19 protein-coding genes are annotated in these 20,753 nt (G+C 73.5%); 15 read left to right on the top strand and 4 right to left on the bottom strand.

Features of this window, described 5'->3' with window-relative positions:
- Positions 1–25: 25 nt before the first annotated feature.
- A complete protein-coding gene (galE, locus tag ACIPLC_RS00935) occupies positions 26–1,012 on the bottom strand; it encodes a UDP-glucose 4-epimerase GalE (RefSeq protein ID WP_400469414.1) in 987 nt (328 codons plus the stop codon).
- A gap of 208 nt (positions 1,013–1,220) precedes the next feature.
- On the opposite strand from galE, the gene ACIPLC_RS00930 reads away from it, so the two are divergent.
- The gene (locus ACIPLC_RS00930; protein ID WP_400470611.1) at positions 1,221–2,297 is read left to right on the top strand and encodes a S1C family serine protease; all 1,077 of its coding nucleotides are present in this window, start codon (positions 1,221–1,223) and stop codon (positions 2,295–2,297) included.
- A gap of 141 nt (positions 2,298–2,438) precedes the next feature.
- Here the strand turns inward: ACIPLC_RS00930 and ACIPLC_RS00925 are convergent, their stop codons facing one another.
- Positions 2,439–3,662 (bottom strand): sensor histidine kinase, encoded by a 1,224-nt coding sequence (locus ACIPLC_RS00925; protein ID WP_400469412.1) that lies wholly within the window; start codon positions 3,660–3,662, stop codon positions 2,439–2,441.
- A gap of 300 nt (positions 3,663–3,962) precedes the next feature.
- Between ACIPLC_RS00925 and ACIPLC_RS00920 the strand changes: the two genes are divergently transcribed.
- The 11 genes from ACIPLC_RS00920 (at position 3,963) to htpX (ending at position 15,310) form a co-directional block, all read left to right on the top strand.
- Entirely contained in the window at positions 3,963–4,379 is a 417-nt protein-coding gene (locus ACIPLC_RS00920) for an NADH-quinone oxidoreductase subunit A (RefSeq protein WP_400469409.1), read from the top strand.
- Positions 4,370–5,005 carry an NADH-quinone oxidoreductase subunit B gene (locus ACIPLC_RS00915; RefSeq protein ID WP_400469406.1) on the top strand — a complete coding sequence of 212 codons (636 nt, stop codon included), beginning with the start codon at positions 4,370–4,372 and terminating at the stop codon, positions 5,003–5,005. Before ACIPLC_RS00920 ends, ACIPLC_RS00915 begins: the two co-directional genes overlap by 10 nt.
- Positions 5,002–6,201 (top strand): NADH-quinone oxidoreductase subunit C, encoded by a 1,200-nt coding sequence (locus tag ACIPLC_RS00910; protein ID WP_400469403.1) that lies wholly within the window; start codon positions 5,002–5,004, stop codon positions 6,199–6,201. Before ACIPLC_RS00915 ends, ACIPLC_RS00910 begins: the two co-directional genes overlap by 4 nt.
- The gene (gene nuoH, locus ACIPLC_RS00905) at positions 6,198–7,157 is read left to right on the top strand and encodes an NADH-quinone oxidoreductase subunit NuoH (RefSeq protein ID WP_400469400.1); all 960 of its coding nucleotides are present in this window, start codon (positions 6,198–6,200) and stop codon (positions 7,155–7,157) included. The genes ACIPLC_RS00910 and nuoH overlap by 4 nt, the downstream gene beginning before the upstream one ends.
- Positions 7,154–7,714 (top strand): NuoI/complex I 23 kDa subunit family protein, encoded by a 561-nt coding sequence (locus ACIPLC_RS00900; RefSeq protein ID WP_400469398.1) that lies wholly within the window; start codon positions 7,154–7,156, stop codon positions 7,712–7,714. Before nuoH ends, ACIPLC_RS00900 begins: the two co-directional genes overlap by 4 nt.
- Positions 7,711–8,508, top strand: coding sequence for an NADH-quinone oxidoreductase subunit J (locus ACIPLC_RS00895; RefSeq protein ID WP_400469395.1), 798 nt, complete (start codon positions 7,711–7,713; stop codon positions 8,506–8,508). The genes ACIPLC_RS00900 and ACIPLC_RS00895 overlap by 4 nt, the downstream gene beginning before the upstream one ends.
- Complete coding sequence (gene nuoK, locus ACIPLC_RS00890; protein WP_400469392.1) at positions 8,508–8,879, top strand: NADH-quinone oxidoreductase subunit NuoK; 372 nt, start codon at positions 8,508–8,510, stop codon at positions 8,877–8,879. Before ACIPLC_RS00895 ends, nuoK begins: the two co-directional genes overlap by 1 nt.
- Positions 8,876–10,984: an NADH-quinone oxidoreductase subunit L gene (locus ACIPLC_RS00885; RefSeq protein WP_400469389.1), complete on the top strand. Its 2,109-nt coding sequence runs from the start codon at positions 8,876–8,878 to the stop codon at positions 10,982–10,984. Before nuoK ends, ACIPLC_RS00885 begins: the two co-directional genes overlap by 4 nt.
- Before the next feature lie 62 nt (positions 10,985–11,046).
- Positions 11,047–12,603, top strand: a complete 1,557-nt coding sequence (locus ACIPLC_RS00880; RefSeq protein ID WP_400469386.1) for a NuoM family protein — start codon at positions 11,047–11,049, stop codon at positions 12,601–12,603.
- A gap of 56 nt (positions 12,604–12,659) precedes the next feature.
- Positions 12,660–14,231 (top strand): NADH-quinone oxidoreductase subunit N, encoded by a 1,572-nt coding sequence (locus tag ACIPLC_RS00875; RefSeq protein WP_400469384.1) that lies wholly within the window; start codon positions 12,660–12,662, stop codon positions 14,229–14,231.
- A gap of 215 nt (positions 14,232–14,446) precedes the next feature.
- Positions 14,447–15,310 (top strand): zinc metalloprotease HtpX, encoded by an 864-nt coding sequence (htpX, locus tag ACIPLC_RS00870; protein WP_400469382.1) that lies wholly within the window; start codon positions 14,447–14,449, stop codon positions 15,308–15,310.
- 23 nt (positions 15,311–15,333) lie between these two features.
- Here the strand turns inward: htpX and ACIPLC_RS00865 are convergent, their stop codons facing one another.
- The gene (locus tag ACIPLC_RS00865) at positions 15,334–16,791 is read right to left on the bottom strand and encodes a PLP-dependent aminotransferase family protein (protein WP_400469379.1); all 1,458 of its coding nucleotides are present in this window, start codon (positions 16,789–16,791) and stop codon (positions 15,334–15,336) included.
- Here ACIPLC_RS00865 and ACIPLC_RS00860 point away from each other — a divergent pair.
- Positions 16,790–17,695 (top strand): DMT family transporter, encoded by a 906-nt coding sequence (locus ACIPLC_RS00860; RefSeq protein WP_400469377.1) that lies wholly within the window; start codon positions 16,790–16,792, stop codon positions 17,693–17,695. The genes ACIPLC_RS00865 and ACIPLC_RS00860 overlap by 2 nt on opposite strands.
- A gap of 31 nt (positions 17,696–17,726) precedes the next feature.
- Here the strand turns inward: ACIPLC_RS00860 and ACIPLC_RS00855 are convergent, their stop codons facing one another.
- On the bottom strand, positions 17,727–18,191 hold the full coding sequence (locus ACIPLC_RS00855) for a hypothetical protein (protein ID WP_400469374.1): 465 nt from the start codon (positions 18,189–18,191) through the stop codon (positions 17,727–17,729).
- Between the two features lie 273 nt (positions 18,192–18,464).
- On the opposite strand from ACIPLC_RS00855, the gene ctaD reads away from it, so the two are divergent.
- A complete protein-coding gene (gene ctaD / locus ACIPLC_RS00850; protein ID WP_400470609.1) occupies positions 18,465–20,123 on the top strand; it encodes a cytochrome c oxidase subunit I in 1,659 nt (552 codons plus the stop codon).
- 202 nt (positions 20,124–20,325) lie between these two features.
- The gene (locus tag ACIPLC_RS00845; RefSeq protein WP_400469371.1) at positions 20,326–20,751 is read left to right on the top strand and encodes a BlaI/MecI/CopY family transcriptional regulator; all 426 of its coding nucleotides are present in this window, start codon (positions 20,326–20,328) and stop codon (positions 20,749–20,751) included.
- Positions 20,752–20,753 lie beyond the last annotated feature (2 nt).

Genomic DNA, 20,753 nt, shown 5'->3' with positions numbered 1-20,753 from the left:
GCCCCGCCGCCGTCGGACGGTCCGGTCAGGCCTTGCGGGCCTCGGGGTGGCGGCTGCACCAGCCGTCCCACGCGGAGGCCACCATCTCGGCCACGTCGTGGCGGGCGCCCCAGCCCAGCTCGCGGCGGATCAGGTCGGCCGAGGCCACCACCCGTGCGGGGTCGCCGGCGCGGCGCGGGGTCACCTCGGGGGTGGTGTCGTAACCGGTGACCTTGCCGATCACCTCCAGCATCTCCTTGACGCTGACGCCCTCGCCGCGGCCGATGTTGAGCACCAGCGAGGTCTCGCCGGCCGGGTCGGCGGCCAGCCGCTTGGCGGCCGCGACGTGGGCCGAGGCGATGTCGGAGACGTGGATGAAGTCGCGGACGCAGCTGCCGTCCTGGGTGGGGTAGTCGTCGCCGAAGACCCGCGGGGCCTGACCGGCGGTGAGTCGCTCGAAGACCATCGGGATCAGGTTGAAGACCCCGGTGTCGGACAGCTCGGGGGAGGCGGCGCCGGCCACGTTGAAGTAGCGCAGTGCCACGGTGGAGATGCCGTGGGCCTTCCCGGCCGCGGCGACCAGCCACTCGCCGGCCAGCTTGGTCTCGCCGTACGGGCTCATCGGTGCGCACGGGGTCGACTCGGTGACCAGGTCGACGTCCGGCATGCCGTAGACGGCGGCGGAGGACGAGAAGAGGAAGCGCTTGACCCCGCCCTCGGCGGCGGCCTCCAGGACGGTCTGCAGGCCGATCATGTTCTCCCGGTAGTAGAAGAACGGCTGCTCGACGGACTCGCCGACCTGCTTCTTGGCGGCGAAGTGCAGGATGCCCTCGATCGCGTGCTCGCGGATGGCGGCGTCCAGGGCGGCCCGGTCCAGGGTGGAGCCCTCGACCAGGGCGACGCCCTCCGGCAGGCGGGAGGCGTCGCCGGTGCTGAGGTCGTCCAGGACGGCGACGCGCTCACCGGCGTCGAGCAGCTGGCGGACGACGTGTCCGCCGATGTATCCGGCACCGCCGGTGATCAACCAAGTCATGGGCTGATTCTAGGGCGTTCGGGTTCTGTGGTGGCTGCCCGGTGAGTTGAACCGTCAAATCGGACAAATCGGTGAAATGCTGACAAAGATTTCCGTGCTCTCAGCGTGGTGACGAATCGGAGGCAGCCAGGTGAGCCGAAAGAAGGAACACACCCGCCCCCTGCCGGCCGGGCCCCGGCCGACCGGGCCCAATGCGGCCCACGGCCGGTTGCTCGCGCCCGGCGCGGTGGCCGTACTGACCGCGCTGGCGCTGGCCGGGTGCAGCAGCGGCTCCTCCTCGTCGGCCACGGGCTCCCCGTCGGGCTCGGGCTCGGCCAGGCCGGCCTCGTCGGCCCCCTCGCAGTCGGCCGACGGGAACCAGTTGCAGGACGACTACCAACGGGTTATCGCCGACGTGCTGCCCTCGGTGGTGCAGATCACCACCGGCGACAGCCTGGGCTCGGGGATCGTCTACGACGACAAGGGCGACATCGTCACCAACGCCCACGTGGTGGGCACCGCGACCACCTTCACCGTCACCCTCGCCAACAGCACCAAGACGCTGGACGCCACCCTGGTCGGCAGCTACCCCGAAACCGACCTCGCGGTGATCAAGCTGAGCAACCCGCCGGGCGGCCTCAAGCCAGCCGCCTTCGGCGACTCCAGCAAGGTCGAGCTCGGCCAGATCACCCTCGCCATGGGCAGCCCGCTCGGCCTCTCCAGCAGCGTCACCCAGGGCATCGTCTCGGCCACCGGGCGGACCGTCTCCGAACCCCGGGGCGGCGGCGCGCCCGGCGCCACCATCGGCAACATGGTGCAGACCTCGGCCGCGATCAACCCGGGCAACAGCGGCGGCGCGCTGGTCAACCTGGACAGCCAGGTGATCGGCATCAACACGCTCGCGGCGACGGAGCCCGAGGCCAACGGCGCGGCCGCGCCCGGCATCGGCTTCGCCATCCCGGCGTCCACCATCACCAACATCACCGACCAGCTGATCAAGCAGGGCAAGGTCACCAACTCAGGCCGGGCCGCGCTCGGCATCACCGCCCGGACCAGCTTCAACCAGCAGTTCCAGTCCGTCGGCGCGGTCATCGTGGCGGTCACCGCGGGCGGCCCGGCCGCCTCGGCGGGGATGCGGGTCGGCGACGTGATCACCAAGATCGGGGACACCACGGTCGACTCGCTGAACGCGCTCACCACCGCGCTCGCCTCGCTCACCCCGGGCAACAAGGTCACCGTCGCCTACACCAGGGACGGTGGCGGCCAGACCGCCGACGTCACCCTCGGCACCCTGGAGACGCCCTAAGTGCCTGTACGGCCCGGCCCCGTGCGCCGCGCAAGGGTTCCGCGGGCCGGCCGCCGTACCGGACCGACGCCGGGACCTCGTCACCTCCTCGACGAGGTCCCGGCGTCGTGCGCCCGGCGTGATCCGGAGGAGAGGGCTCGCTCAGCGGCGGGCGGTGTGGGTGCGCCAGGGCAGTTCGACGGTGACGCTGGTCGGGCCGCCCTCCGGGCTCTGCACCAGGAGCACCCCGTCCACCGCGCGGATCCGCTCGGTCAGCCCGGCCAGGCCGCTGCCCGGGTACGGGGCCGCGCCGCCCTTGCCGTCGTCCTGGACCAGCACCATCAGCTGGTCGTCCGAGCGCCAGACGTCGACCGAGGCGGAGCGGGCGCCGGCGTGCTTGGAGACGTTGGTCAGCAGCTCGCTGACGGTGAAGTACGCGATGCCCTCGACCGCCGAGTCCGGGCGCTCGGGCCGGCCGTCCGGTCCCTTCAGGTCGACGTTCACCTTGACCCCGCCGGGGACGGTGCAGCGGGCGGCGACCGCGGACAGGGCCGCGTCCAGGCCGCGGTCGGTGAGCACCGCCGGGTGGATGCCCCGGGCCAGGTCGCGCAGCTCCTGTAGGGCCAGCTTCACCTCGCCGTGCGCGTTGTCGACCATCTTCGTGGCGGCCGCCACGTCGTCCTCGGTCTCGACCTCGCGCAGCCGCTCCTTGGCCATGCCCAGGTCCATGGCCAGCGCGACCAGGCGGGCCTGGGCGCCGTCGTGCAGGTCGCGCTCGATCCGGCGCAGATCGGCGGCGGCGGTGTCGACCACGGTGCCGCGGTCGTCCTCCAGCTCGCGCACCCGCTCGGCCAGGGCGCCGGGGAAGAGCAGCGACTCGATCAGGATCCGGTCGATCGCCGCCAAGGCCCGGATCACCCAGGGCAGCACCGGCCACATCACGGTGACCGCGACCAGGGCCACCGTGAAGCTCAGGATGCCCCAGGGCAGCATCAGCACGTTGTAGAGCGCCGAGCGCCAGTTCAGCAGGTCGGTCAGATGGGCGATGGTGAAGCCCACCACCCCCGGCCGGCGCGGCCACACCGGCTCCGGCTCGTGGATCGCGGAGTCGTACGCCGCCCGGGCCCGCCGGCGGCCCAGCCCGCCCAGGAAGCGGGAGACGGCCAGTCCGCCGGCCAGCAGCGGCAGGCCGACCACGGTGATCGACATCCCCAGGCCGGCGGTGAGCGTGATGGTGGTGAGCGTGAAGCCGACGACACCGAGCGGCAGGTTGAGCAGCAGCTGGCCGACCTGCCGCCACATCCGCGCGCCGTACAGCGGCGGGCGGTCCATCCGGGCGTCCTGCCCCTTGATGGCGTCCACGGTGCGGCGGTGCAGCGGCTTCATCTGGATCTACCGTCCCTCTTGGTCGAGCTGGTGGACCAAGCTTCCCGAACCCGGGGCAGGAGATGCCATGGGGGTGATACATCTTCCGGGACGGGGGTTATCCCTACCCCTGCCCCGGTCGTCGGGCCGCTGCCCGGTGCTCGCGGGGGTGTCCACCGGACGTCTTGCGGAGCGAGCGGGGTTCGGGCGGAGCGGAGCCGTCCCCTTAGACTCACGCATTGGCCATGGTTATGACCGTGCGAGGAAACGTCGTAGAACTGCCTTGAGGGGTTGTTCACGGCCGAGGTGGAGGGCGAAGGCATGGAGGGGCAGCACGCGGCTGCCGTCGCGGCCGACCCGGCGGTCGGCGGCGGCTACTTCGACGCGTACGCCGCGATGGGCCTGATGGCCGTCGTCGGAGTGCTCTTCGTCGCCGTGGCGTTCACCGCCAACCGGCTGCTGCGGCCGGTGGTCTACTCGCCCGAGAAGCTCCTCGCCTACGAGTGCGGGGTGGACCCGGTGGGCGAGGACTGGGCGCACACCCAGATCCGCTACTACGTGTACGCCTTCCTGTACGTGATCTTCGCGGTCGACGCGATCTACCTGTTCCCGTGGGCGACGGTCTTCGCCACCGCCGGGTACGGCGCCGGAACGCTGATCGAGATGTTCCTCTTCATCGGCTTCCTCGCGGTCGGCCTGCTCTACGCCTGGAAGAAGGGCGTTCTGGAATGGACGTGACGCACACCCACTCGCACGGCGCCCAGGGCGGGCCGGTCCCGCTCGGCCTCCCGGACCCGTCGCGCCCCGGCGCCGTCGAGCACCGCGGCATCGGCCCGCTGGCCCGGCTCGCGCCCGACCCGGTCAAGGTCGTGCTCAACTGGGGCCGCCGTTACAGCCTCTGGTGCTTCAACTTCGGCCTGGCCTGCTGCGCGATCGAGTTCATCGCGGCGTCCATGGCCAAACACGACTTCATCCGGATGGGTGTCATTCCGTTCGCGCCCGGACCCCGTCAGGCCGACCTGATGATCGTCTCGGGGACGGTGACCGACAAGATGGCGCCCGCCGTCAAGCGCCTCTACGAGCAGATGCCCGAGCCGAAGTACGTCATCTCCTTCGGCGCCTGCTCCAACTCCGGCGGCCCGTACTGGGACTCCTACTCGGTGACCAAGGGCGTGGACCAGATCATCCCGGTCGACGTCTACGTGCCCGGCTGCCCGCCCCGGCCCGAGGCGCTGCTCCAGGGCATCCTCAAGCTGCAGGAGAAGATCGCCGCCGAGTCGCTGCCCGACCGCTACACCGCGCCCGCGGCGGCGCTGCGCCGCCCGCTCGTGGCGGGGCCTTCGACCGAGGGAGGCGTCTCATGACCATCGCCGAGCAGTACGCGGCGTCGGTCGGGGAGTGGGCGACCGGCGCCGAGGCTTACGGGCTGGTCACCGTCGACGTCCCCGCCGAACACTGGATCGAGGCGCTCACCAACGCCCGCGACACGCTCGGCCTGGGCTTCTTCGACTGGCTGAGCGCCGTCGACGAACTGGCCGAGGGCTTCTCCGTGGTCGCCCACCTCGCCTCCGCCGACGCCCCGGGCGTGCGCCACCTGGCGCTGCGCACCCGGGTGCCGCGGGGCGGGGCCGCGCTGCCGACCGCCGTCCCGGTCTACGCGGGCGCCGCCTGGCACGAGCGCGAGACCCACGAGATGTTCGGCATCGACTTCCCCGGACACCCCTACCTCGCCACCCTGCTGCTGCCGGACGGCTTCGAGGGATACCCGCTGCGCAAGGAGTTCGTGCTCGCGGCCCGGGTCGCCAAGGCCTGGCCGGGCGCCAAGGAGCCGGGCGAGTCGGACCACGGCGACGGGCCCGCCCGGCGCAAGATGCAGCCGCCCGGCGTGCCGGACCCGAACGAGTGGGGGCCGCTGAAGGGCACCCTGCCGCCGGTCGCCGAGCGGCCCGCGCGCGGAGCGCGGGCGGCGGGCGCGGCCGGGCGGACGCCTCGGGCGGCTGCTGGTGCTGCTGGTGCTGCGGCCGGTGCCGAGGGTGCGGCGGTGCGGGCGGACCGGCCGCGGCGGACCAGGACGGTGGCGGAGGGGTCGGCGAGCCAGGCGGGTGCCGAGGCCGCTGCTGCCGGCGCCGGCGCCGGCGCCGCCGCTGCTGATGCTGCCGCCGCCGGCGAGGCGGCGCCTGCGGTGCGGGCGGACCGGCCGCGGCGGGTCAGGTCGGTGTCCGACGGCTCGGTCAGCCAGGCCGCGGAGCCGGCGGCTGCTGCGCCTGCGGCGGCTGCTGGGCCTGCGGAGGCCGCTGCGCCTGCTGAAGCCGCCGGACCCGTCGAGTCGAAGGCCGAGCGCTCGGCGCCGCCGCGGACCCGGTCCTCGGACGCGCCCTGGCACAACCCGGTGCCCGCGCACGACGAGCCCGCGAAGCCCGCCGGGGCGGAGGCGCCGACCGAGGCCGTGCCGCCCGCCGAGGTGGAGGCGCCCGTCGAGCCGGCGAAGCCCGCCGCGCCCGCGGGTGAGCAGGACGAGACGTCGGCCGGACCGGCCGGCCAGGACGGAGGCGGCGCGTGAACCTGCTCGACACGGTGCTGCGCTGCGTCGCCACCCTGGTCGTCTTCCTCACCTTCCCGCTGGTCATCGGACAGACCGAGCACAAGGTCATGGCGCACATGCAGGGCCGGCTCGGCCCGATGTACGCGGGCGGCTTCCACGGCTGGGCGCAGCTCGTCGCGGACGGCGTGAAGTTCGCGCAGAAGGAGGACATCGTCCCGGCCGGGGCGGACCGCCGGATCTTCCGGCTGGCGCCCGCCGTCTCGCTGCTGCCGTACCTCTTCGTGCTGCTGGCGATCCCGGTCGGCCCGAACGGCTTCGTCGGCCAGGCGATCGACGCCGGTCTGTTCTTCGTGCTGGCCGTGATGGGCGTCGGCGTGATCGGCAAGCTGATGGCCGGCTGGGCCTCGGCGAACAAGTTCTCGCTGCTCGGCGGTCTGCGCACGGCCGCGCAGCTGATGTCGTACGAGCTGCCGATGGTGCTGGCGGCGGCCTCGGTGGCGATGGCCGCCGGCACGCTCTCGCTGCCCGGGATCGTGGACGCCTGGGAGTGGTACTGGCTGCCCTGGCAGCTCATCGGCGCGTTCGTGTTCTTCACGGCCGGTCTGGCCGAGCTCCAGCGCCCGCCGTTCGACATGCCGGTCGCCGACTCGGAGATCATCTTCGGCGCGTACACCGAGTACACCGGCCTGCGCTTCGCGCTGTTCCTGCTGTCCGAGTACGTGGGCATCCTGGTGGTGTCGGCGCTGACCGCGGTGCTCTTCCTGGGCGGCTGGCACGGCCCGCTGCCGGACCAGCTCGGCTGGCTCTGGATGATCCTGAAGACCTTCGCGCTGGCCTTCGTGGTCATCTGGCTGCGGGTCACCTACCCGCGTCTGCGCGAGGACCAGCTGATGCGCTTCGCGTGGACCGTGCTGATCCCGCTCGCCCTCGTCCAGCTGGCCCTGACCGGCGTCATCAAGGTGGCGATCTCATGAGTTTTCCCGGTGCTGGCCTGGCCAAGGGCTTGGCCGTGACCCTGCGGACGATGACGAAGAAGACCGTCACCGCGCAGTACCCCGACGTGCAGCCGTTGCTGCCGCCGCGTTCGCGCGGCGTCATCGCGCTGCTGGAGGAGAACTGCACGGTGTGCATGCTCTGCGCGCGCGAGTGCCCGGACTGGTGCATCTACATCGACTCCCACAAGGAGACGCTGCCGGCCGCCGAGCCGAACGCGCGGGCCCGCACCCGCAACGTGCTGGACCGGTTCGCCATCGACTTCTCGCTCTGCATGTACTGCGGGATCTGCATCGAGGTGTGCCCCTTCGACGCGCTGTTCTGGTCGCCCGAGTTCGAGTACGCCGAGACCGACATCCTGGAGCTGACCCACGAGCGGGACAAGCTCCGCGAGTGGATGTGGACCGTCCCGGCGCCGCCGGCGCTGGACCCGGCGGCCGAGGAGCCCAAGGAGATCGCCACCGCGCGCAAGGCGGCGGACAAGCTGGCGGCCGCCGCGGCCGTCGCAGCCGCCTCGGATGAGGGGGAGGCCCAGTGAGCGCCGCCACCCTGCTCGCGGCGACCGGCTCGCTGGAGCCGGCCGCCCGTTCGTTCCTGTCCCCGACCGGGGTGGAGCTCGTCTTCCTGCTGGTCGGCGTCGCCGTGCTCGGCTCGGCCGTGGTCGCCGTCAGCACCAAGCAGCTGGTGCACGCCGCGCTCTGGCTGGTGGTCGCGCTGGGCGGGCTGGCGGTGGAGTTCCTGCTGCTCACCGCCGAGTTCATCGCCTGGGTGCAGGTGCTGATCTACCTCGGCTCGGTGATCGTCCTGGTGCTGTTCGGGCTGATGCTCACCAAGGCGCCGATCGGGCGCTCGCCGGACGCCGACTCCAAGAACCGCTGGGTGGCCCTGGTCGTGGCGCTCGCCTCGGCCGGGACGCTGGTGACGCTGGTCGTCGACGCCTTCCGGACCTCCTGGATCGACCTCGGCGCGGGGGGCGGCTCGGCCGCCGTCACCGGGGCGAGCCTGTTCCGCCACTGGGTGCTGCCCTTCGAGGCCCTCTCCGTGCTGCTGCTGGCGGCGCTGGTCGGCGCGATCGTGCTGTCGCGCGGGTCGAAGCGGCGGGTGCCGCCGCCCCGGGCGGGCCGGTTGCGGGCCGGTCGGCCGGTGGGCTCGAACGGGACCGTCGCCGCCACCGTGCCCCGGCCGGCGCCGGAGAGCCCGGAGGCCCCGGAGGCCCCGGAAGCCCCGGAGGCCGCAGTGACCACGGAGGCTGCGCCCGCTGGGCCGTCCGCGCCGTCCGCGCCGTCCGCGCCGTCCGAGCGGTCCGCGCCGTCCGCGTCGGAGGAGAGCTGATGCACCTCGCCTACCCCGTCGTCCTCGCCGCGCTGCTGTTCAGCGTCGGCGTGTACGGCGTGCTCGCCCGGCGCAACGCCGTCCTGGTCCTGATGTCCGTCGAGCTGATGCTCAACGCCGTCAACCTCAACCTGGTCGCCTTCGACACCTGGCTGCGCGACTCGCTGCACGCCGGCCAGGCGCTCACCCTGTTCACCATCACCGTCGCCGCCGCCGAGATCGGGCTGGGGCTCGCCATCGTCCTGCTGCTGTTCCGGGCCCGGGGCACCGCGGACATCGACCGGGCCACCGCGCTCGGCGATCCGGCCGAACCGCTCGCCGAGGAGACGCCGACCGGAGCCGAGGCGCTGAAGGGCCAGGCCGCCGCATGAACCTCGCCCTGCCCGCCCTCGTCCCCGCGCTGCCCGCACTCGGTGCCGCCGCGACCCTGGCCGTCGGCAAGAAGGCGCCCGGCCTGGCCCGGCCGCTGGCCATCGTGCCGGTCGCCGTCTCGGCTGTGCTCGCCCTGGTCGTCGCCCTCCAGCTCGGCACCGGCCAGGCCCTGGACGCCGCCACCCGGCTCACCCCGACCGGCGGTCCGGACATCGCGCTCGCCCTTCACCTGGACGGCTTCAGCTCGCTGATCTCCGTGCTGGTCGGCCTGGTCGCCACCTGCGTGCAGGTCTACTCGACCGCGTACCTCAGGAAGGACCCGCGCTACCCGTCGTACGCGGCACTGGTCTCGCTGTTCACCGCGGCGATGTTCCTGGTGGTCTACTCCGGCGACCTGATCGTGCTGCTGGTCGGCTGGGAGGTCATGGGCATCTGCTCGTACTTCCTGATCGGCCACCACTGGGAGACCGAGGACGCCCGGTCGGCCTCGCTGAAGGCCTTCCTGGTCACCAAGCTCGGCGACGTGCCGTTCCTGTTCGGGATCTTCCTGCTCGGCGCGGACGCCGGAAGCTTCCGGATCCCCGACGTGCTGGCCGCCGCCACCGACGGGCGGCTGGGCCACCCGACACTGATCGCCCTGCTGCTGCTCGCCGGGGTGGCCGGCAAGAGCGCGCAGTTCCCGCTGCACACCTGGCTCCCGGACGCGATGGCCGGCCCGACGCCGGTCTCCGCGCTGATCCACGCCGCCACCATGGTCGCGGCCGGCATCTACCTGGTCGCCCGCCTGCTGCCGGTGTTCCTGCTGTCGGGCGCGGCGCTGGTCGTGCTGGCCGTGATGGCCGCCGTGACGATGATCGGTTCGGCGCTCTGCGCGCTCGCCCAGGACGACCTCAAACGGGTGCTCGCCTACTCCACCGTCGGCCAGCTCGGCTACATGGCCGGGGCGCTGGCCAGCGGCGACCGCGAGGCCTCCGTCTTCCACCTGGTCAGCCACGGCGCCTTCAAGGCGCTGCTGTTCCTGGCCGCCGGCGTGGTGATCCACGCCGCGCACACCAACTCGATCTCCGCGATGTCCCGGATCCCCGGGCTGCGCAAGCGCGTCCCGGACGCCTACTGGACGATGGGCATCGCGCTCGTCGCCCTGGTCGGGCTGCCGCCGTTCTCCGGCTTCTTCAGCAAGGAGGCGGTGCTGACCGCCGCCGAGCACGCCGCCAACGGTGAGGCGCTCACCAACGGGCTCGGCCCGGCCTCGGCCGTGCCGGAGGCCGCCGGGTGGATCGTGCTGATCTCGGCCGGACTCACCGCGCTGCTCACCGCCGCGTACGCGACCCGGCTCTTCCTGGTCAGCTTCCACAGCCCGGCCGTCAGGGCGCCGGGAGCCGGGGCGCCGGCTGCCGCGGCCTCGCAGGCCGGGGTGTCTCCGGCCGCAGTGTCTCCGGCCGCAGAGTCTCGGGCCGGGGCGTCTCCGGCCGGGCACGAGGCGGACGCGCCGTACTCGCCCGAGCTCGACGAGGCCGACCCGGCCACCGCCGAGCCGCCCGCGATGCGCTGGCCGCTCTGGGTGCTGGCGATCCCGACCATGGGCTTCGGCATCGCCGGGCTGCGCTCGGACTGGCTGCCCGCGCTGCTGGACGGCGGCTCGCTGCGCCCCTCGGCCGTCACCGCCGTCATCGGTACCGGGCTCGCCGTGGTCGGCGTGCTCGCGGCGTACGGCGCCTGGCGCGCGGCGACCGCGCGGCTGGCCACCGGCCGCCCGGCCCCGGCCGACGCCGGCCGGGTGCCCGAGCAGGCCGGGGCCCCGGCCGCCGAGGTGATCGTCGCCGACCCCGGGCGCACCCTGCTCGGCCCGCTGTTCGGCCCGGCCCGGCACGGCTTCGGCGTCGACCGGCTGTACCACGCGCTGTTCGTCCGCCCGGTGACCGCCGCCGCGCGGCTGGTCCGCTTCCTCGACCGCGAGGTCGTCGAGACCTACGTGCGCGGCAGCGGGGTCGGCGCCAACCTGCTCGGCCGGGCCGTCCGGCTCGCGCAGACCGGCAACGCGCAGACCTACCTCAGCGCGCTGCTCGCCGGCGTCGTCCTGCTGGCCGTCCTGGTGGCGGTGTAGCGGATGCCGTACCCCCTCTCCCCGGTTCCCCCGATTCCGACCGCCGCCCGTAGGAGCCCCCGATGAACGCAGTCCTCATCGCCCTCCTGGTGCTGCCGCTGCTCGGCGCCGCGCTCACCCTGGCGCCGGTGTTCGGCCCGGAGCCGGCCGCCGCCGACCGGCGGGCGCTGCGGCTGAACACCGTCGTCACCGGCGCGGTGCTGCTGCTCACCGTCGCCCTGGCGGCCGGTTTCGACCACGACGAGCCCGCCCGGATGCAGGCCACCACCGACGTGTCCTGGATCCCGGCCCTCGACGTGCGCCTCCACCTCGGCGTGGACGGCGTCTCGCTGCCGCTGATCGTGCTGACCGCACTGCTCACCTTCCTCTGCGCGCTGTACTCGGAGAAGCGGCTGCCGGACGGGCCCGGCGCGCCGTCGGCGAGGGCCTTCGTCGGGCTGTTCCTCCTCCTCGAAGTCGGCATGCTCGCCACCTTCGCGGTGCTGGACCTCCTGCTCTTCTTCCTGGCCTTCGAGATCGTGCTGATCCCGATGTACTTCCTGATCGCCCGCTGGGGGAGCGGGGCGAAGGCCCCGGCCGCCAACCGGTTCATCCTGTACACGCTGCTCGGCTCGGCCGTGATGCTGCTCGGCTTCCTGCTGATCGGCAGCAAGGCCGGCACCTTCGACATGCAGGCCCTGGCCGCCGCGCACGGCAACGGCCTGAGCCACACCACCCAGGTGATCGCCGCGCTGGCGATCATGGTCGGGCTCGCGGTCAAGGCCCCCGCCTGGCCGCTGCACAGCTGGCTCCCGGACGCGCACACCGCCGCTCCGACGGTCGGCTCGGTGCTGCTCGCCGGCGTGCTGCTGAAGATGGGCACGTACGGTCTGGTCCGCGTCCTCCTCCCGGTCGTGCCCGACGGCACCGCGACGCTCGCCCCCTACCTGGGCGCCTTCGCCGCCGTCGGCATCGTCTACGGATCACTGGCCTGTCTGGCGCTGGCCCGCCCCGGCGCCAAGGGCGACCTCAAGCGCCTGATCGCGTACTCCTCCGTCGGCCACATGGGCTTCGTACTGCTGGGCATCGCCTCCCTCACTCCGGTGGGCGTCAACGGCGCGCTGTTCGCCAACATCGCCCACGGTCTGATCACCGGTCTGCTGTTCTTCGTCGTCGGCGCCCTCAAGGACCGCTACGGCACGGCGGACCTCGACACCCTCTCCGGCGCCACCGGCGCGGCCCTGTACGGCCGTGCCCCGCGGATCGGCGCGCTGCTCGCCTTCGCCGCCGTCGCCAGCCTCGGCCTGCCCGGCCTGGCCGGCTTCTGGGGCGAGCTGCTCGCCATGTTCGGCGCGTTCGACCCGGCCGACGGCCTGTCGCGCCCCGCGTTCGTCACCTACATGGTCCTGGCCGGTCTCGGCACCCTCCTCACGGCCGCCTACCTGCTGATCGTGGTCAGGCGCGTCTGCATGGGCGACCCCCAGCAGCCCGCCCCGGTGGACCGGGTCGCCGACCTGCGCCCGTACGAGGCCGTCAGCTGGACGCCGCTGGCCGCCCTCACCCTGCTCGCCGGCCTCTGGCCCGCGCTCCTGCTCGGCCTCTCCGATCCCGCCGTCAAGCACCTCCTCGGGGGTGGCTGACCGTGCTCGGAGCCCAGACCGCCGCACTCGGACCTCACTCCACGGGGCAGCACACTGTGACCTCCCTCGCCGTAGCCAACCCGGGCAGCCTGATCCAGTCCGTGGACTGGGTGGCGATCGCGCCCCCGCTGATCGCCGCGGTGGCCGCCCTCGCCGTCCTGGTCGCCGACCTGTTCCTGCCCGAGCGGCACCGGAAGTGGCTCGGCCGCCTCGCCGCGGCCGGACTCGCCCTCGCCCTCATCGCACTCCTCCCCCTCACCGGGGGGTCACCCCGGGCGACCTTCTGTGTGCAGAACGTAGCAGGGGGGTCTGACAACGGCGGCTGCTCGTACGTCGCCGACCACTTCGCCCTGGTGTTCCAGCTGCTCGCCCTCGGCGGCGCGCTGATCGCCGCCCTGCTCTCCGCACACACCGTCGAGGACGAGAAGCTGCCCGGCGGCGAGTACTGGTTCCTGCTGCTCTCCAGCGCCACCGGCGCCGCACTGCTGCCCGCCTCCCGCGACCTCGCCACCATGGTGATCGCGCTGGAGGTCGCCTCGCTGCCCGCCTTCGCCCTGGTCGCGCTGCGCCGGGACGGCCGGGGCGCCGAGGCCGCGCTCAAGTTCTTCGTCTCCTCCGTCACCGCCACGGCCGTGATGCTGCTCGGCATCGGCTTCGTCTACGCGGCCAGCGGCAGCCTGCACCTCGGCGCCGTCGCCCAGGGCCTGGAGCACGCCCCCGGGCAGCTCAAGCCGCTGGCCGAGGCGGGCGCCGTGCTGACCCTGGTCGGCTTCGCCTTCAAGGTCGCCGCCGTCCCGTTCCACTTCTGGGTGCCCGACACCTACACCGGCGCCCCGCTGCCGGTGGCCGGCTACCTCTCGGTGGTCGGCAAGGCGGCCGGCCTGTCCGGTCTCGCGCTCGCCACCACCATCGCCTTCCGCCCGTACGCGCACACCTGGGGCCTGGTGCTCGCCGTGCTGGCCGCCGTCACCATGACGGTGGGCAACGTCGGCGCGCTGCGCCAGCGCTTCGACACCCGCTACAGCGCGGTGCGGCTGCTCGCCTGGTCGTCCGTCGGCCAGGCCGGCTACCTGCTGGTGCCGCTCGCCGCCGCCGGTTACGCGCCCACCGGGGTCGATCCGCTCGGCGCCACCGCCGCGTACGCGCTGATCTACGGCGTGGTGAACCTCGGTGCGTTCGGCGTGGTCGCGGCGGTCGGCCGCCGGGCCGGGACCAGCGTGGACGACTTCCGCGGCCTGTTCGCCCGGCGCCGCTGGACGGCCCTCGCGCTCGCCTTCTTCCTGCTCTGCCTGGCCGGGCTGCCGCCGGGCGTGATCGGCCTGTTCGGCAAGGTCGTGGTGTTCCGCGCGGCCGTCGACGCCGGGCTGGGCTGGCTGGCCGTCGTGATGGCCGTCAACGTGGTCGTCGCGCTGTACTACTACCTGCTCTGGACGGCCCGGCTGTTCGCCCCGGCGCCGGGTGCCGCGCCGGGTGCCGAACCGGGCGCCGCACCGGTGGGCGAGGCCGGCGCCGAAGGCCCGCTGCCGGCCGGTCTGACCGCCACGCTGGGGCTCACCGCCTCGGTGGCCGTGGTCCTCTCCTTCGCCCCGCAGCTGGTCCTCCAGGTCGCCGGCGGATCCCTGTTCTGAGCCCGCCGGGCCGCGGCGGCGGTCCGGCGGGGCGGGTGCGCGGGCGTCGCGGCGGTGCCGCACCGGTGCCGCACCGGTGCCGCACCGGTGTCGCACCGGTGTCGCGGCGGTGTCACGCCGGTCACAAGGGAACAAGGCCCGGGCCCCCACCCGTTGACCGGGCAAGAGGGACGAGGCAGAAAGGGCTTCCCCACCGCACCATTGGAGGGCCTGACGTGCACCGCCGGCACAACGGACTGAGGACCGCCGTCCTGCTCGGCGGCCTCTCGGCGCTCATCTTGGTGATCGGCGGATTCTTCGGCCGAACCGGCTTGGTGATCGCCCTGCTGGTCGCCCTCGGCACCAACGCCTACGCCTACTGGAACAGCGACAAGCTCGCGCTGCGGGCCATGCGGGCCCGGCCGGTCAGCGAGATCGAGGCGCCACGGCTGTACCGGATCGTCCGCGAGCTCTCCACCGCGGCCCGCCAGCCGATGCCGCGCCTCTACATCTCCCCGACCCCCGCGCCGAACGCCTTCGCCACCGGCCGCAACCCGCGCAACGCGGCCGTCTGCTGCACCGACGGCATCCTGCAACTGCTGGACGAACGCGAACTGCGGGGCGTGCTCGGGCACGAGCTGAGCCACGTCTACAACCGGGACATCCTGATCTCCTCGGTCGCCGGGGCGCTCGCCTCGGTGGTGATGTTCCTGGTGAACTTCGCCTGGCTGATCCCCTTCGGCCGCAGCGACGACGACGACGGGCCCGGCCTCTTCGGCATGCTCGCCATCATGATCCTCGGCCCGCTGGCGGCCGGGCTCATCCAGCTGGCCGTCAGCCGCTCCCGCGAGTACCAGGCCGACGCCGACGGCGCCCGGATCACCGGCGACCCGCTCGCCCTGGCCGACGCCCTGCGCAAGCTCGACGCCGGCACCCGCCGACTGCCGCTCCCGCCGGAGCCGCAGCTCCAGACCGCCAGCCACATGATGATCGCCAGCCCCTTCCGCCCCGGTGAGGCCGGCGCCCGGCTGTTCTCCACCCACCCGCCGATGGCGGAGCGCATCGCCCGGTTGGAGCGGATGGCGGGCTACGGGCGCTGAGGCCCGGACGACGGGGCCGGAGGTCAGGCCGGCAGGTCCTCGTAGGCCCGGCGGAGGCGGTGGATCCCCTCGGCGGTGTGGGCGGAGCTCTCGGCGGCGGCGTAGCTGAGGCGCAGGTGCGGGGCCGGGGGTTCGGCGGCGTGGTACGGGCGGCCGGGGGTGACCTGGACGCCGGCGCGCAGGGCGGCGGCGGTGAGGGCGGCGTCGTCGACGCCGTCCGGGAGCCGCAGCCACAGGTGGTAGCCGCCGGGCCGGTAGGTGTCGAGCAGGCCGGGCAGCTCGCGGTGCAGGGCGGCGACGGTGGCGGTGCGGCGGGTCCGCAGTTCCGCTCCGAGGGCGCGCAGGTGGCGGGCCCAGCCGGGGTCGGCGACCAGTTCCAGCGTCGCCTCCTGGAGCGGCCGGGGCACGAAGAAGCTGTCCACCACCTGGGTGGCCCGCAGCCGGGCCAGGGCCGGGCCGCGCGCGGTGAGCGCGCCGACCCGCAGATTGGGCGAGGCGGCCTTGGTCAGCGACCGCAGGTGCACCACGACCCCGTCCTGGTCGTCGTCGGCGGCGAGCGGGCGCGGTAGTGCGGGGGCGTCCGCGTGGATGAGCAGGCGGGCGAAGTCGTCCTCGACGATGAACGCGCCGGCCGCCCGGGCGATCCGCAGCACCTCGGAGCGCCGGGTGGGCGAGAGCACCGCGCCGGTCGGGTTCTGGAACAGCGGCTGGCAGACGAAGACCCGCGCCCGGGTGGCCTCGAAGGCGTCGGCCAGCAGGTCGGTGCGCACGCCGTCGGCGTCGACCGGGACGGGGACGGGGCGCAGCCCGGCCGCGCGGACGACGGCCAGGATGCCCGAGTAGGTCGGCGACTCCACCAGGACGGGCGCGCCGGGCGCGGCGAGCGAGCGCATGGCCACGGTGAGCCCGCTCTGCCCGCCGGAGGTGATCAGGACGTCCCCGGTGCCGATCGGCCCGCCGGTGCCGCCGATGTCGCGGGCGAACCAGCCGCGCAACTCGGTGAGGCCGTCGGTGGGCGGCCGCTCCCAGGCGCCCGGGCGCCGTCCGGCCCGGGCGAGGGCGGTGGCCAGCAGGCGTTCGGGCAGCAGCGAGGCGTGCGGGTAGCCGCTGTTGAGGTCGATGACGTCGGGCGGGGGCACGCGGAGGGTGGCGAACACCGGCGCGGCCAGCAGGTCGCGCGGGCCGGAGTCGGCGCTGAGCGCGACCTCCTGCCAGGAGAGGTCGCCGGGGCGGGCGGCCGGCGCGGCGGTGCCGGACGGGCGCCCGGCGAAGGCCGCCGCCCGGAACACCCCGGCGCCCGGCCGGGAGACCACCAGGCCCTCGGCCGCGAGCACCGCGATGGCCCGGGAGACCGTCACCGGGCTGACCTGGTGGCGTTCCACCAGCACCCGGCTGGAGGGCAGCTTTCGCCCCTCCGGGTAGCGCTCGACCTCCCGTCGCAGCCTGTCGGCGAGTTCGGCCACACTGCTACGCTCGTTCATGACGGCACAAGATAGCGCTACCCACCCGCTGGCGGTAGCACCGCGAGGCCCCGCCTCCGGCACCGCCCTGGCCGCCCTCGGGGTGGCCTCCTTCTCCCTCAGCTTCCCCGCCACCGCGTGGGCCCTGACCGGCTTCGGCCCGTGGACCGCGACCGGGCTGCGCGGCGTCGCGGCCGGCCTGCTCGCCGCGCTCTACCTGGCCGCCGCCCGCGCTCCGCTGCCGCCCCGGCGGCACTGGCCCGCCCTGCTGGTGGTGTCGGGGGGCTGCGTGCTGGGCTTCCCGCTGCTGACCACGCTCGCCCTGCGGACCTCCTCGACGGCCCACTCGGCGGTGGTCATCGGCGTGCTGCCGCTGGCCACCGCGGTGTGCGCGGCGCTGCGCACCGGGCGCCGGCCGTCCCGGGCGTTCTGGGCGGCGGCGCTGGCCGGGGCGGCGGCGGTGCTCACCTTCACCCTGCTGCAGAGCCACGGCCGGCCGACCGCCGCCGACCTCTACCTGTTCGCGGCGCTGCTGGTGTGCGCGGCCGGGTACGCGGAGGGCGGGCGGCTCTCCCGGGACCTGCCGGGTGCCCAGGTGATCGCCTGGGCGGTGGTGGCCGCGCTGCCGGTGACGCTGCTGACCGCGGCCCTCGCGCTGCCCGCCGAGCCGGTCCACCTCGGGGTGAAGGCGCTGGCCGGGCTGGCGTACACGGCGGCGGTCTCGCAGTTCGGCGGGTTCGTGCTCTGGTACCGGGGGATGGCGGAGATCGGGGTGCCGCGGGCCAGTCAACTACAGCTCGCGCAGCCGCTGTTGACGCTGGTCTGGTCGGTGCTGCTGCTGGGCGAGGACCTGCCGGCGGCCGCTCCGGTGACGGCGGCGGTGGTGCTGGTCTGCATCGCCGTCACGCAGCGCGCCCGCACCTGAGACGGGTGCGGGCGCGCGGACCACCGGGTCGTCAGGACGGGGCGCCCTGCTCGGGGCGGTAGACGCAGAGCGCCCAGATGATGAAGACGTCCAGCGCGATCACCACGAGCGACCAGAGCGGGAAGTACGGCAGGGCCAGGAAGCTCTCCAGGGCGCTCAGCGCGGTGAGGAGGATGCCGGCGACGCGGGCCCAGGCGGCGCCCTTGAGGACGAACGCGCCGACCACCGCGACCAGCACGCCGACGATGATGTGGATCCAGCCCCAGCCGGTGAGGTCGAACCGGAAGACGTAGCGGGGGGTGTGGACGAAGAGGTCGTCGTTGGAGACCGCCATGATGCCCCGGAAGACCTCCATGATGCCGTTCATCAGCATCAGCACACCCGCGAACATCACCAGGCCGGGGGCCCAGTCGCTGAACTGGTTGCCCGGCGTCGGCTGCGGTGTGCCGGGGCCGGCGCGCCAGGGCTGCTCGGGGTTGGACGACGGGCTGCTCATGGATTCCTCCAGGGGCCGAACAGGCCTACGGGCGGACCGTACGGACTTCGACCGTCCGTCGGGCCGGGTCGCCGGGCAACCGGGCCGGGGCTGTTCGAGTGACGCGTCGTGCGCGGTCCCGGGCGGCCCCGGGCGGCCCCGGGCGGCGACTGGTAGTGGTTGTCCGACCACCGTCCGGCCCCGGTCCGGCCCCGAGCACGGGAGGCGCGCCGCGTGACTCTGCTGCCGAAGGACGTCGTGGACCAGGCCCCGCGCCCGCCACGCACCCCCCGGCTGGACCGCCTGCGCCGTGCCCGGCGGCTGCGCCGCGGCCGGGCGCTGGTCGGCTGGCTGACCACTACCGACCACAAGCGCATCGGCACCCTCTACATGACCACCGCCTTCCTGTTCTTCCTGGCCGGCGGCCTGATGGCCCTGCTGATGCGCATCGAACTGGCCCGCCCGGGGCTGCAGTTGATGGACAACGAGCAGTTCAACCAACTGTTCACCATGCACGGCACGATCATGCTGCTGATGTTCGCCACCCCGCTGTTCGCGGGCTTCGCCAACTGGATCATGCCGCTGCAGATCGGTGCCCCGGACGTCGCCTTCCCCCGGCTGAACGCGCTCGCCTACTGGCTCTACCTGTTCGGCTCGCTGATCGCCGTGTTCGGCTTCCTGACCCCGGACGGCGCCGCCGACTTCGGCTGGTTCGCCTACGCGCCGCTGAACAGCGCCGAGCACAGCCCCGGCCTCGGCGCGGACCTGTGGATCATGGGCCTGGCCTTCTCCGGCTTCGGCACCATCCTGGGCTCGGTCAACTTCATCACCACGATCATCTGCCTCCGGGCGCCCGGCCTGACCCTGTTCCGGCTGCCGATCTTCGTCTGGAACATCCTGCTCACCGCCGTGCTGGTGCTGTTCGCCTTCCCGGTGCTCGCCGCCGCGCTGCTCTGCCTGGAGTCGGACCGCAAGTTCGGCTCGCACGTCTTCGACGCGGCCAACGGCGGGGCGCTGCTCTGGCAGCACCTGTTCTGGTTCTTCGGCCACCCGGAGGTGTACATCATCGCGCTGCCGTTCTTCGGCATCGTCACCGAGATCATCCCGGTGTTCAGCCGCAAACCGGTCTTCGGCTACTCCGGTCTGATCGGCGCGACCATCGCCATCACCGGCCTGTCGATCACGGTCTGGGCGCACCACATGTTCGTCACCGGGCAGGTGCTGCTGCCGTTCTTCTCGATCATGACGATGCTGATCGCGGTGCCGACCGGGGTGAAGTTCTTCAACTGGATCGGCACCATGTGGCGCGGTTCGCTGAGCTTCGAGACGCCGATGCTGTGGACGGTCGGCTTCCTGGTCACCTTCCTGTTCGGCGGCCTCACCGGGGTGCTGCTGGCCTCCCCGCCGATCGACTTCCACGTCTCCGACTCGTACTTCGTCGTCGCCCACTTCCACTACGTGGTCTTCGGCACCGTCGTCTTCGCGATGTTCGCCGGATTCCACTTCTGGTGGCCCAAGTTCACCGGCCGGATGCTGGACGAGCGGCTCGGGCGGATCCACTTCTGGACCCTCTTCACCGGCTTCCACGCCACCTTCCTGGTGCAGCACTGGCTCGGCGCCGAGGGCATGCCCCGCCGCTACGCCGACTACCTCGCCTCGGACGGCTTCACCACGCTGAACACCGTCTCCAGCATCGGTTCGCTGCTGCTCGGCGCCTCCACCCTGCCGTTCCTCCACAACGTCTGGCACACCGCCCGGTACGGGGAGAAGGTGACCGTCGACGACCCGTGGGGGTACGGGCGGTCGCTGGAGTGGGCCACCTCCTGCCCGCCGCCCCGGCACAACTTCCGCACCCTGCCGAAGATCCGCTCCGAGTCGCCGGCCTTCGACCTGCACCACCCCGACATCGCCGAACTCGACCGGCGGCAGAACGCCCGGGAGCCGCTGCGGTGAGCGGGTCGGGGGTCTGGGGGAGGGGCTGGGGGCCGGGTTGGGGAGGGTCTGGGGGCGGGTCTGGAGGAGGGGGTGCGGGCGGGGTGAGGGTGGTGAGGGCGGGAAGCCCTGCGCGAACCGGTTCGCCGGGGGCCCGCGCTCGTTAGGATGAACGCGTGCCCCGCCGGCTCCGGGGCGCGGCATCCGGAGGGAGTGGGCCGTCATGGCAGACGAGAGGCACGCCCCGGCGGCCGCGGAAGCGCCCGCCCGACGGCGCGGCCAGGGCGAGTTGGAGGCGCAGGTGCTCGCGGTGCTCCAACGGGCGCCCGGCCCGGCCACCGCGGGGTGGGTCCAGGAACGCCTGGAGGGCGACCTTGCGTACACCACCGTGATGACCATCCTGTCCCGGCTGCACGCCAAGAGCGCCGTCTCGCGGTCCCGTTCGGGCCGCTCCTACCTGTGGCAGGCCTCCTCCGACGTGGCCGGGCTGGCGGCCCTGCGGATGCGCCGGATGCTCGACGGGGAAGCGGACCGGGACGCCGTCCTGGCCAGCTTCGTGAGCGCGCTGCTCCCGCACGACGAGGACCTGCTGCGGGCGCTGCTGGACGCCGCCTCCGCCGATCCGGCAGCGGCCGACCGTGAGAGCTGACC

Origin of the sequence: Kitasatospora sp. NPDC086801 (assembly GCF_044745805.1) — a bacterium.
Lineage (GTDB): Bacteria > Actinomycetota > Actinomycetes > Streptomycetales > Streptomycetaceae > Kitasatospora.
Note: the sequence above shows the minus strand (reverse complement) of the source record. Positions and strands in the feature narration are given on the sequence as shown.